At 71.0% G+C, this 11,405-nt stretch carries 11 protein-coding genes; 10 read left to right on the top strand and 1 reads right to left on the bottom strand.

Annotation, left to right across the window (positions count from 1 at the left end):
• Both FV229_RS21755 and FV229_RS21760 read left to right on the top strand, forming a co-directional pair.
• A partial coding sequence (locus tag FV229_RS21755) for an undecaprenyl diphosphate synthase family protein (protein WP_187275240.1) occupies window positions 1-373 on the top strand: 373 nt, incomplete at its 5' end.
• Window positions 374-454: 81 nt separating this feature from the next.
• Window positions 455-985 carry an ankyrin repeat domain-containing protein gene (locus FV229_RS21760; protein WP_147753961.1) on the top strand — a complete coding sequence of 177 codons (531 nt, stop codon included), beginning with the start codon at window positions 455-457 and terminating at the stop codon, window positions 983-985.
• A gap of 4 nt (window positions 986-989) precedes the next feature.
• On the opposite strand, the gene FV229_RS21765 is transcribed toward FV229_RS21760, so the two are convergent.
• A complete protein-coding gene (locus tag FV229_RS21765) occupies window positions 990-2,003 on the bottom strand; it encodes a transglycosylase SLT domain-containing protein (protein WP_348644202.1) in 1,014 nt (337 codons plus the stop codon).
• A gap of 466 nt (window positions 2,004-2,469) precedes the next feature.
• On the opposite strand from FV229_RS21765, the gene FV229_RS21770 reads away from it, so the two are divergent.
• The 8 genes from FV229_RS21770 to FV229_RS21805 all read left to right on the top strand — a co-directional run bounded on the left by FV229_RS21770 (window position 2,470) and on the right by FV229_RS21805 (window position 11,330).
• The gene (locus FV229_RS21770; RefSeq protein WP_147753963.1) at window positions 2,470-3,663 is read left to right on the top strand and encodes an inositol-3-phosphate synthase; all 1,194 of its coding nucleotides are present in this window, start codon (window positions 2,470-2,472) and stop codon (window positions 3,661-3,663) included.
• Complete coding sequence (locus FV229_RS21775; RefSeq protein ID WP_147753964.1) at window positions 3,663-4,595, top strand: HD domain-containing protein; 933 nt, start codon at window positions 3,663-3,665, stop codon at window positions 4,593-4,595. Before FV229_RS21770 ends, FV229_RS21775 begins: the two co-directional genes overlap by 1 nt.
• Window positions 4,596-4,679: 84 nt before the next feature.
• Entirely contained in the window at window positions 4,680-5,864 is a 1,185-nt protein-coding gene (locus tag FV229_RS21780; protein ID WP_147753965.1) for a methyltransferase domain-containing protein, read from the top strand.
• Complete coding sequence (locus FV229_RS21785; protein WP_147753966.1) at window positions 5,864-6,886, top strand: Gfo/Idh/MocA family oxidoreductase; 1,023 nt, start codon at window positions 5,864-5,866, stop codon at window positions 6,884-6,886. The genes FV229_RS21780 and FV229_RS21785 overlap by 1 nt, the downstream gene beginning before the upstream one ends.
• Window positions 6,883-8,472: a YcaO-like family protein gene (locus tag FV229_RS21790; protein WP_147753967.1), complete on the top strand. Its 1,590-nt coding sequence runs from the start codon at window positions 6,883-6,885 to the stop codon at window positions 8,470-8,472. Before FV229_RS21785 ends, FV229_RS21790 begins: the two co-directional genes overlap by 4 nt.
• Window positions 8,469-9,335 carry a sugar phosphate isomerase/epimerase family protein gene (locus tag FV229_RS21795; RefSeq protein WP_147753968.1) on the top strand — a complete coding sequence of 289 codons (867 nt, stop codon included), beginning with the start codon at window positions 8,469-8,471 and terminating at the stop codon, window positions 9,333-9,335. The genes FV229_RS21790 and FV229_RS21795 overlap by 4 nt, the downstream gene beginning before the upstream one ends.
• The gene (locus FV229_RS21800) at window positions 9,332-10,567 is read left to right on the top strand and encodes a glycosyltransferase family 4 protein (RefSeq protein WP_147753969.1); all 1,236 of its coding nucleotides are present in this window, start codon (window positions 9,332-9,334) and stop codon (window positions 10,565-10,567) included. Before FV229_RS21795 ends, FV229_RS21800 begins: the two co-directional genes overlap by 4 nt.
• 4 nt (window positions 10,568-10,571) lie before the next feature.
• Window positions 10,572-11,330 carry a PIG-L family deacetylase gene (locus FV229_RS21805; RefSeq protein ID WP_147753970.1) on the top strand — a complete coding sequence of 253 codons (759 nt, stop codon included), beginning with the start codon at window positions 10,572-10,574 and terminating at the stop codon, window positions 11,328-11,330.
• Window positions 11,331-11,405 lie beyond the last annotated feature (75 nt).

Here is an 11,405-nt window from a genome sequence, read left to right on the forward strand (position 1 = left end):
GGCCGAGGCCGCGACCGCCGAGGGCCGCAAGCTCCACCTGCGCATCGCCGTCGATTATTCCGCCCGCGACGCGATCCTCGCCGCCGCCGCGCGGCTCGCCGGAGAGCCGACGTCGCGCGCGGCGTTCGGGGCCGAGGTCGCCGGCGCGATGCACGGCTCGCCGGTCGACGTCGACCTGCTGATCCGCACCGGCGGCGAGAAGCGTCTGTCCGATTTCATGCTCTGGGAGGCGGCCTACGCCGAGCTCCACTTCACCGAGCGGATGTGGCCCGATTTCGGCGAGGACGACCTCGCCGCCGCGATGGCCGAGTTCACCCGCCGCGACCGCCGCTTCGGCGGCCTGACCAACCCGAAGGTCTCCGCCGCGGCCTGAGACCGGCCCGGATCGCACTGGACAGGCCGGGGGGTCGGCGCCAGATCGGTGATGTCGCCACCCAGGCTCGAAGATCGTTGTATGTCCGCTGACGCACCCCCGCCCGCCCTCGACGACGAGACCGTCGCGTTCGCCGGCCGCCTGTTCCAGTACGCTCGGATGGGTCATGCCGCGGAGTTGGCGGAGCTGTTCGGGCAGGGCCTTCCGGCCAACATCCGCAACGACAAGGGCGACAGCCTGCTGATGCTGGCGGCCTATAACGGCCAGGCCGAGACCGCCCGCGTCATCCTGGAGGCGGGCGGCGACCCGGAACTCGCCAACGACCGCGGCCAGACGCCGCTCGCCGGCGCCGCCTTCAAGGGCGACATCGCGATCGCCACGCTGCTGCTGCTGCATGGCGCCGCCGTGGACGGCACCGGCGACGGCAGCCGCACCGCCCTGATGACCGCTGCGATGTTCGACCGTACCGAGATCGTCGCGCTTCTGCTCGCCCACGGCGCCGACCCGGGGCGGCGCGACGGCGCCGGCCAGTCGGCCGCCGACATGGCGCAGGCGATGGGCGCGCAGAACACCCCGGCGCAGCTCGCGAACGCGCGGCGGCCAGGCGCCTAATCGATCATTCGCCGTCGGGCGGCAGCGCTTCGGTGACCTGGACGCGCTGGGCCGGCTGCTCCTGCACGGGCTCGACCGTCTCGACCGTGGGCGCGATGGCGGTGACACCTTCGTAGCGAGACAGGCGCCGGTCGATCATGCCGTCGATCCGGTCGTAGACCTCGGCCACCGTGAGATGGCGGCGGGCCTTGCCGGCGGCCTTGTCGGCCTTCTGGGTGAACAGCGCCCGGTTGGCCCGGGCCGCGTTGCGGAACTCGCGCTCGGCGACCTCGTCCGGGCGATCGACGTTCATGGTGAGGAAGCGCCCGGCGCTCGACGTGCCGAGGAAATGCGCGAAGTACAGCTCCGAGGTGGTCAGCACCCGGCCGACGCGGGCCTCTATCCGCCCGCGGTCGCGCTTGATCAGCTCGGCCGCCATCAAGGCGGCGACATAGGGGTCCTTGCGGAGCGACAGCACCCGCTCGCGCATCGGCGCGGCCACGGTGATCGCGGAGCCGCGCCCCTTCACTGCGGCCGCCTCGGCGTCCAGCCCGTAGCGGGCGCCGAAGTCGCGGATCATTTCGAGCCAGGTGGCGGTGACGAACTGGAACAGGCCTTCGGCGGACGAGGTCTGCGCCTTCACGTCGGTCGAGAAGCTCGACTCCTTGTCGGCCAAAGCCATCAGGTAGACCGGGTCGACGCCGGAGGCCGAGGCGGCCTTCAGGATCGTGTCGACGATCCGGCGCGGCACGCCGACCTTGCCGAACCGGATCGTGTCGTCGGTCTCGGGCGAGGGCCGGGGCAGGGCAGCGAGATCGCCGGCGATCAGCGCGCTGGTGGCCGGCTCCTGCTCGACGACCGGAACGCCGCTCCACGCGGCAGGGTTGTCGGAGGGCCCGGCCCTCGCAAGTTCGGTCGCGGCACGCGGGCTCTGGTCGATCCGGTCGTGGGCCAAGGCGGCCGGGGCGAAGGCAGTCTGCGGCAGGGCGAAGCCGGCGAGCAGGGCGGCCAGCCCCATGGCCGCGGTGCGGCGGCGCAACGGCGAAGGGCGGCGGAATTTGGCGTCGTTCCGCTGCGTCCCGCAGGCGGACCGCGGCAGCCAAGCCACGGTATCATCTTCACAATTCGACCCGTTGGGCACGAGTCGGCTCACGTCGTCGGCGCAACGCGCCGGCTCCGGGAAAACCCCCATTGCTGGTCCTTTTCGTGCCGCGGCGTTCATGGGCCGGGCTTCGATCGAGCGGCGGCTCTATCGCCGGATGCCGTGACCAGAATGGGACGGCTCGGTGATCCAACCGTGGCGCGCTTAAGGAGCCGTTAACGCTGACGTTTCACGGTTTCTTAACCAGTCGTTCGGGTGCCATTCAGCCGTAGGTTGGCACCAAGATGTCGCATTCGGGCTTGGAACGTTGCCCCCGAGCGCCAGTTAGCTAGGGCCACGCAGGGCGGTCCGCCTCGGCCCGTTCGAAGCTCTGCGTCCGAAGCGTTTAAGGAATTTTCTCCCCATGAGCATGCAGACCGGTCGTCGCGTCGGCGTTGCGTTTGTCGGCATGGGTGGCGCAGTCGCCACCACCGCCATCGCCGGCATCGAGATGATCAAGTCCGGATCGAACCGCCTCGACGGGCTGCCTCTCGCCGGCGTCTCGGTGGCCGGGATGGCCGACTACAAGGAACTCGTCTTCGCAGGATGGGACCTCAACGGCGACGACCTCGCCTCCGCCGCGCAGGGGCACGGCGTGCTCACCAAGCAGGACATCGAGAACGGCGCCCAGGTTCTCAAAGGCATCCAGCCCTGGCCGGCGGTGGGCAGCGCGAAGTTCTGCAAGAACATCGACGGCGCCAACCGCATCGTCGCCGCCGACCACCGCGAGGCGGTGTCGATCATCGCCGCCGACCTGCGCCGCTTCAAGCAGGAGAGCAACCTCGACGAGGTGGTGGTCGTGAACCTCGCCTCCACCGAGCGCTGGCCCGACCTCACCGCCGCCGTGCTGAACTCGACCGAGGCGTTCGAGAAGGGCCTCGACGCCAGCGACGAGCACATCTCGCCGGCGATGCTCTACGCCTACGCGGCGATCAAGAGTGGCGTGCCCTACGCCAACTTCACCCCGAGCATCGCCGCCGACGTGCCGGCGCTGCTCTCGCTCGCCACCGAGATGAACGTGCCGGTGGCCGGCAAGGACGGCAAGACCGGCCAGACCATGATGAAGACGGTGCTGGCGCCGGCCTTCAAGGCCCGCGCCCTCCACGTCGACGGATGGTTCTCGACCAACATCCTCGGCAACCGCGACGGCCTCGCCCTCAATGACCCGGCCTCGCTCCAATCGAAGCTCAACACCAAGGGCACGGTGCTCGACTCCATCCTCGGCTACCCAGTCGAGGATCATCTGGTCCACATCCACTATTACCGCCCGCGCGGCGACGACAAGGAAGCCTGGGACAACATCGACATCACCGGCTTCATGGGCCAGCGCATGCAGGTGAAGGTCAACTTCCTGTGCAAGGACTCGATCCTGGCGGCGCCGCTCGTCATCGAGATCGCCCGCGTCCTCGACCTCGCCAAGAAGCGCGGCGATGGCGGCGTGCAGGAGCAGCTCTCGACCTTCTTCAAGGCGCCGATGGTCAAGAACGGGCACGGCCCGGAGCACGACTTCGGCAAGCAGGGCAAGATGCTGCTCGATTGGCTGGACGGCGACCGCTGATGTCGGACGGCGTTCCGGTGAACGGCGCGTCCGGGCCTGCCGCGCCGGCCGAGCTTCGCGACCTGTTCGTCGAAATGAACGACCTCAAGCGCGTCCGGTCCGCCGGGCGCGTCGGCTCCATCGCCGAGCGCTTGTTCGCGCAGGGCTGGAGTGCGCTGACCGGGGGTGCCTCCGCGGAAGACGTCGCCCTCGACATCACCGCCACGGCGCTCGCCGCCACCCGCCTGTGCGACCTCGACGCTGCATTCCTCGCCTCCGCCGGCCTGTCCGAAGAGGCGGTGTCCGGCGTGCTGGTGGACGGGTTCGACAGCGTCACGTCGAACCTAGATCCCGGCCTGCGCGAGACGCTGCGGGGCAGGCTCTCGCGCCGCGTCGCGCATCGGCCGGGCCCGGTGCCGGGCTTCGTCACGGCCCTGGCGCGGCAGCCGCGAGCGGGTGTCACCTGCCCTGGACGCGCCCGGATCCTGCTCGAGCCGCCGGAGAACCACGCCGAGCACTGCCTCCTCGTCGCGGTCTACGGCGTCGTGCTGAGCCCGTTCTACCGGGCGGACCCGGCGACCGTGTTCCTCGCGGCGATGGCGCATCACTTCCACAACGCCGCGATGCCCGACGCAGGCTTCACCGGCGAGATGCTGCTCGGCGACCATCTCGGGCCGATCATGGCGCGGACGACGCAGTGGGCGTTGGACGAGTTCGACGGCCCGCTTCGCGAGACGGTAGAGCGCGCCCGCGCCGTCTTGCCGGACGACGCGACGGCGGAAGGCCGCGCCTTCCACGCCGCCGACTGCGTCGATCGCGTCCTGCAGATCGCGCAGCACCTGCAGGCGGCCTCCCTCACCATGCAGACGGTGCTGGGCGACATGGAGCTTGTCCACGCCGGCCCGGTCAAAGGGTTCCACGACCGCGTGCTCGTGGATATGCGCATCCCGTAAGTCTCACGTCGTGTGGAAGTGCCCCGTCGTGAGGGCTCCGCATGACGTCCCCGCCATGACCGCGCAGGCGGCATCAGAGTTGCGATGATCCCCTTCGACCTGCGGTCGCCAACGACCGGCAACGCCTTGAAGCCCGACAGCGCGCATTCCCTGCGCGATGCCGAGGCGAACGGGCGCTGGCCGGTGATCGACGGCATCCCGTACCTTCGCATCGGCCGCGCCGACCTTGTCGCCCGCGCCCTCGTCCACCTCGACGCCAAGGAGGCAGACGCCGCGCTCGCGCTGCTGCTCGCCGACCAGGACGACTGGTGGACCGGCCCGCTGGCCGACCCGGCCGAGCTCGCCGAGCTGATCGCCGGCCGCGCGACGGCGACGTTGCGCGATGCCGTCCGCCTGCTCGGCTGGGGCCGCGTCGGCGACTACTTCCTGCATCGCTGGAGCGACCCGACCTATCTCGCCGGGCTCGCCCTGCTCGAAGCGCATTGGAACGATCCGATCTGCGTCTTCGAGTTCGCCTGCGGCATCGGTCACTACCTGCGGACCCTGAAGCAGCGCGGCTGCAAGGTGGCGGGGGCCGACGTGGTCTTCGCAAAACTCTGGGTCGCCCGGCATTGGGTGGTCGGGCCCGGTGCGCAGCTCGTCTGCTTCGACGCCGGCTCGGAGCATTGGCCGATCCCCGGCGCGCCGGTGGACCTCGTCGTCTGCAACGACGCGTTCTACTTCCTCGACGACAAGGCGACGCTGCTCGACAACCTGCGCCAGAACGCCGGCGACGACGGCTGGCTCGCGCTCAGCCATATCCACAACAGCGACAGGCCCGGCTTCTCGGCCGGCCGCGCGGTCTCGGCCGACGAGATCGCGGAGCTGTTCCCCGACGCCCTCGTCTACGACGACGACGAGCTGACCGCGGCGCTCGCCGCGGCGCGGGCGCCGAGCCCGCGGGCGCCGTCGGAGCTCCGCGGCTGCGAGGCCTTCTCCGTGGTCGCCGGCCCCGGCATGCGGCCGGCTCCGCGCTCGGTGATCGACGGGCTGACGCTGCCGAAGGCCGGCGCGGACCTCGTCCTCAACCCGCTCTATCGCCGCGACGCGGCGGGGGCATACCGCATCGCCTGGCCGTCGGAACGCTACGAGGCGGAATACGCCCGGTCCGTCACCTACCCGTTGCGGTCGGACGGTCCCGAAGGCCTGGTCTTCGCCGGCGGCGTCGCGGCGCCGGAGGTCGGACGGGTGCGCAGCCGCGAATTCGTCGATCTGCCGGAGCGCTGGTGATGGATGCGGTCCGCTGGGGCATCGTCGGCTACGGCTGGGTCGCCCGCGACTACATGGCGCCGGGCATCCGCGGGGCCGACCACCGGCTCGTCGCGGTGTGCGATCCGGGCGCAGCCTCGCGCGCCGCCGCCGAAGCGGAGGGCGCGCGCGCCTACGACAGCTTGGACCGCCTCATCGCCGACGCGGAGGTCGAAGCAGTGTACGTGGCGACGCCGAACCACCTCCACCGCCAGGCGGTCGAGGCGTTGTCGGCATCCGGCAAGGCGATCCTGTGCGAGAAGCCGATGGCGGCGACCTTGCGCGACGCCGAGGCGATGGCCGAGGCGGTCGGGCGTGGGGGCGCGTTCTACGGCACGGCGTTCGACCAGCGCCATCATCCCGGCCATCGCGCCATGCGCGACCGCATCGCGGAAGGCCAGCTCGGCACGGTGACGGCGATCCGCATCGTCTACGCCTGCTGGCTCGGGCGCGACTGGGCCGCCTGTCCCGGCCAGGACAACTGGCGCATCGACCCTGCCCAGGCCGGCGGCGGCGCGTTGATGGACCTAGCGCCGCACGGGATCGACCTCGTCGACTACCTCCTCGGCGAGTCTCTGGTGGACATCACGGCCCTCACCCAGATCCGCGCGCAGGATTACGCGGTCGACGATGGCGCACTGCTGATCGGCCGGACGGCGGACGGCGTGCTGGCGAGCCTCAACGTCGCCTACAACTGTCCCGACGCGCTGCCGCGCCGCCGCCTGGAAGTGGTCGGCACCAAGGGCCTGCTCACCGCGATTGACACGATGGGGCAGACCGCCGGCGGCACCGTGACCTTCACCGACGGGGCCACCGGCCGCTCCGAGCCCGTCGCCTTCGACGCCGAGGCGTCGCCCTTCACCGAGCAGGTGCGGGCCTTCGGCTCGGCGCTCAGGCGGCCCGCAGAACGGGACGCCTACTCGGCGGCGCGCGACCTCCACACCATGCGGCTGATCGCGCGGGCCTATGGCGCCGCGTCACAAGCAGACGGATCGAACACGTGACTGAGAACGACCAGGACACCCGGGCCCGCGATCCGCGCATCAAGGCGCCGCGTCCCTACGGCTTCGGCGGTCCGCGCAAGATCGAGGGCCTGCCCCAGAACCTGCCGGAGCCGGTGCGGGCCTATCTCGACATCCTGCCGCCCGGGAGGATCGTCGGCTTTCCCCTGGCGCCCCTCGACCGCACCGGCATCCCGGTGTGGTTCGTCTCGCTGTTCCTCGACGACCCGTTCTTCGTCGGTGCGATGCCCTCCGGCATCGGCTACGGCGCCACCGACGACGAAGCGCTGATCGGCGCGGTGGCCGAGATCGCCGAGAACCTGATGCCGTCGCTCGCGGTGATGCCGCGCAAGAAGGAGAGCGCGAGCTACGACGACCTCGTGCGGGTCTACGGCGCCGGTTCGGTCGCCGACCCGCTGACCCTTTGCCTTCCGGCCGGCTCGCCGGTCGGGCGCGGCACGGTGATGGAATGGACCGCCGCCACGCGGGCCAAGACCGGCGAGATCGTGCTGATGCCGCTCGACATCGCGGCCACCGACTATTTCGAGCTGTCGGAGGGCTACAAGCCCTTCACCAACCTGATCACCAACGGGCTCGGCGCCGGCCCGGACGTGCCGTTCGCCCTCGGCCACGGCGTATTGGAACTGCTTCAGCGCGACGGCAATGGCCTGCTGTTCCGGGCGCTCGACCAGGGCGTGATGCTCGACGTCTCGCAGGGCCTAGGCCCTGAGACGCAGGCGATGCTCGACCGCCTCGACGCCCTCGGCATCCGGGCGCTGCCGAAGTTCGCCACCGACCAGTTCGGGCTGACCAACCTCTACGTCGTCGGCTACGATAAGAACCCCGCCGACACGCCCGTACCGATCGCGTTGTCGGCCTGCGGCGAGGCCTGCGACCCGGACCGCGAGCGGGCGCTGCGCAAGGCGCTGCTGGAGTTCCAGGCTGCCCGCGTGCGCAAGGCCTTCGGCCACGGACCGCTGGCCTTCGCCGAGCGTGTGACGCCGCCGGGCTACGTCGGCGCCTTCATCGAGAAGGCGCTGCCGAGCCTCGACCTGGAGGAGAGCCGCGCCCTAAAGGCGATGCTGGAATGGATCGTGCTGCCGCCCGAGGGCCTGCGCGACGTCCTGAAGGACACGGTCTATTCCGAGCGCGCGACGAAGGCGTTCACCGACCTGCCGACGACCCCCGCCGCCGACGGCCACGCCCGCGGAGAGATCGCCTGCGAACGCCTGGAGCAGGCCGGGTTCGACATCCTCTACGTGGACTGCTCGCCCGCGGGCGGCGCCGTCGGCGTGGTCAAGGCGATCGTGCCGGGGCTCGAAGTCGAGACCATGAGCTACTACCGCATCGGCGAGCGCAACGCGCGAAAGCTGATCGAGCGCGACCACCCGTTGATCAAGTTCGGCACGCCGAGCGAGACCCTGCTGCCGGTTCGCCTGACGCCGGAGGCGCTGGACCGGTTCGGCGGCCAGCCGCTGTTCGACACCGCCTTGGCGGAATCGATCGTCGGCAGCCACTATCCGCTTTACCGCGAACCGGAATCGCACCACGCCCCGTTCCGCCTGGAGCAGCAGGGGAGGGCCGCATGAGCTTGCGCTTCGCCTACAACACCAACGGCGCGGCCAACCACCGCCTCGACGATGCGATCGACCTGATCAAGGGCGCCGGCTACGATGGCGTCGCGCTGACGCTCGACATCCACCACCTCGACCCGTTCGCCGAGGGGTGGGCGACGGAAGCCGGCCGGGTGGCGAGCCGCCTGGAAAAGCTGGAGCTCGGCTCGGTGATCGAGACCGGCGCCCGCTTCCTCCTCGACCCGCGCGCCAAGCACGAGCCGACGCTGGTTACCGCCGACGCCACGGCGCGCGCGCGCCGCGTCGGCTTCCTCAAGCGCGCGATCGACATCGGCGCGATGCTGAACTCCGAGGCGGTCTCGTTCTGGGCCGGCGTGCCGAAACCCGGAATCGACCCAGCCGAAGCGCGGGGCTGGCTCGTCGACGGCTTGACCGAAGTGGTCGCCTACGCCGCCGTGAAGGGCGTCGTGCCCTGCCTCGAACCCGAGCCGGGCATGCTGATCGAGACGCTGGACGACTTCGCTGCGCTCAAGGTCGAGGGCCTGCGGCTCGCGCTCGACACCGGCCACTGCCTCGTCACCGGCGAGCGGGACCCGGCGGCGGCCGTCCACGAGTTCGCCGGCCGCGTCGGCACGGTGGCGATCGAAGACATGAAGCGGGGCGAGCACATCCACCTGCCCTTCGGCGAGGGCGACATGGACGTGCCCGGCATCCTCGACGCCCTGGAGGCGATCTGCTTCGACCGGTTGATCTGCGTGGAGCTGTCGCGCGAGAGCCACCGCGCCGACGCGATGATCCCGGCCTCCCTCGACTACCTCCGCAGTTGCCGGCGCGACGGGCCGGCCCTCCCGGACGACCAGGAGACCCGGCGGCAATGAGGATCTGCTTCGTCAGCCGGCGCTACTTCCCGGCGATTTCCGGCATGAGCGTCTACGCGCAGAACCTGTTGCGGGAGCTGGTCCAGGCCGAGCACGACGTGACGATGATCTCGCAGTATCGCGGCGACGCCTTCGGCACCCGCGTCTACGGCGGCGGCCCGCCGCCACCGGTCCCGGGCGTGCGGGTGATCGGCCTCGAACAGGTCGGCGAGCAGACGGACGGAGACTTCGAGCGCGACATCGACACGATGGTCGCGACGATCCGCGCCGAACACGCGGCCAACCCCTTCGACGTGCTGCACGCGCAGTACGGCTACCCGACCGGCTGGGCCGTGCTCCTGGCCTCCAAGGCGCTCGGCGTTCCGAACGTGGTCTCGATCCAGGGCGGCGACGGGCACTGGGTCGGGTCGTGCTGCGAGACCCACCGCGTCGCGATGTGCGAGGTGCTGGCCCACGCCAACGCCCTGCTGATCGGCGGCGCCTCGTTCGTGGACGAGGTCTGCGAGCGGCTGGGGTCCGATCCGGCGCGCTTCACCATCGTGCCCGGCGCGGTCGACACCGCTCGTTTCGCTCGAGGCGGCGACGGCTTGCCTGCGCCGCATGACGGTCCGATCCGCCTGTTCTATCACGGCCGCGTCGACCGCCGGAAAGGCGTGCTCGACTTCATCCGGGCCCTGGCGATCCTGCGCGAGCAGGGTACACCGTTCGCCGCCACGATCTCCGGCATCGGCCCCGACGTGGATTCATCTCAGGCCCTGTCGGCCGAACTCGACTTCGGGGAACACGAGATCCGCTTCACCGGCTACGCCGACTACGACGCCGTGCCGGCCCTCTACGCACAGGCCGACGTGTTCGTATCGCCGACCTATGCGGAAGGCTTCTCCAACACGATCCTCGAGGCGATGGCAGCGGGCCTCGCCGTCGTCTCCTGCCACGCGGTCGGCGTCTCGGACTGCCTGCGTGACGGGGAGAACGGCCTGCTGACGATGCCGGGCGACGTGCCGGCGCTCGCCGAGTTGCTGACGCGGATCGTCACCGACGCCGCCTTGCGCCGCCGTCTCGCCGAGGCCGGCCTGAAGGAATGCCGCCGGGTCTATTCGTGGACGGCAGTCGGCCGGCAGATCATGGCGGTCTACGGCGACGTTGTCCGCGATACGCCGGCGACGGGCTTCTCGAACACGCTCCCGCACGATCCGAGCTGCCGGTTCCGGGCCGAGCCGCACCTGCTTTAGACCGATGCCCACAGCGCTTGCCCTCTCGCCCCACCTCGACGACGCCGCATTCTCCTGCGGCGGGACGCTGGCGACGCTGGCCGCGTCCGGCTGGCGCGTGGTGATGGCGACGGTGTTCACCCAGAGCGTCGCGGAACCCGCCGGGTTCGCGCTCGCCTGCCAGCTCGACAAGGGCCTCGACGCGTCGGTGGACTACATGCGCCTGCGCCGCGCCGAGGACGCGGCGGCGGCGGCCCACCTCGGGGTCGAGGTGCGCCACCTGCCGTTCCGCGAGGCCCCCCACCGCGGCTACGGCTCGGCACCGGAGCTGTTCGCCGAGGTCCGGGCCGACGACGCGATCGTCGAACACCTGGCCCAGGCCTTCGGGGCGCTGATCGCGGAGACCGCGCCGGATTTGATCCTCGCGCCGCAGGCGATCGGCGGCCACGTCGATCACCTGCAGGTGGTCGCGGCCTTGCGCAGGATCGCGCTGGATCGCCCGATGCTGTGGTGGCGCGACTTCCCCTACACCGTGCGCCAGGCGGTGCCGAAGGCCCCGCTCGCCAGCGCCTTCGCCGGGTTGCCGGTCCGCGAAATCGTCCTCGACGCGGGCGCGCAGGCGGCCAAGGCCGAGGCTTGCGCGGCCTACGCGTCGCAACTCGGCTTCCAGTTCGGCGGCCGGGCCGGGCTGGTGAAGCGCCTCGGCGCGGAGGCCGGGCGCGAGCGCTTCGCGGTCGAGGGCATCCTGCCCGACGGCTGCCCCGGGTTCGATGCGGCCGCCTGAGCCGGCGACGCCCAAGAGCCTCGCCGACCCGGAGGCGCTGGCGGCCGCACCTAACCCGGGGCAGCCGTCGGGCAG

The organism is Methylobacterium sp. WL120 (assembly GCF_008039465.1).
GTDB classification, from domain to species: Bacteria; Pseudomonadota; Alphaproteobacteria; order Rhizobiales; family Beijerinckiaceae; genus Methylobacterium; species Methylobacterium cerastii.

Excerpts from the sequence above, each read along its gene's own strand:
- FV229_RS21770 (WP_147753963.1), top strand. The coding sequence starts at position 2,470 with ATGAGCATGCAGACCGGTCGTCGCGTCGGCGTTGCGTTTGTCGGCATG.
- FV229_RS21760 (WP_147753961.1), top strand. The coding sequence starts at position 455 with ATGTCCGCTGACGCACCCCCGCCCGCCCTCGACGACGAGACCGTCGCG.
- FV229_RS21775 (WP_147753964.1), top strand. The coding sequence starts at position 3,663 with ATGTCGGACGGCGTTCCGGTGAACGGCGCGTCCGGGCCTGCCGCGCCG.
- FV229_RS21795 (WP_147753968.1), top strand. The coding sequence starts at position 8,469 with ATGAGCTTGCGCTTCGCCTACAACACCAACGGCGCGGCCAACCACCGC.
- FV229_RS21805 (WP_147753970.1), top strand. The coding sequence starts at position 10,572 with ATGCCCACAGCGCTTGCCCTCTCGCCCCACCTCGACGACGCCGCATTC.
- FV229_RS21785 (WP_147753966.1), top strand. The coding sequence starts at position 5,864 with ATGGATGCGGTCCGCTGGGGCATCGTCGGCTACGGCTGGGTCGCCCGC.
- FV229_RS21800 (WP_147753969.1), top strand. The coding sequence starts at position 9,332 with ATGAGGATCTGCTTCGTCAGCCGGCGCTACTTCCCGGCGATTTCCGGC.
- FV229_RS21780 (WP_147753965.1), top strand. The coding sequence starts at position 4,680 with ATGATCCCCTTCGACCTGCGGTCGCCAACGACCGGCAACGCCTTGAAG.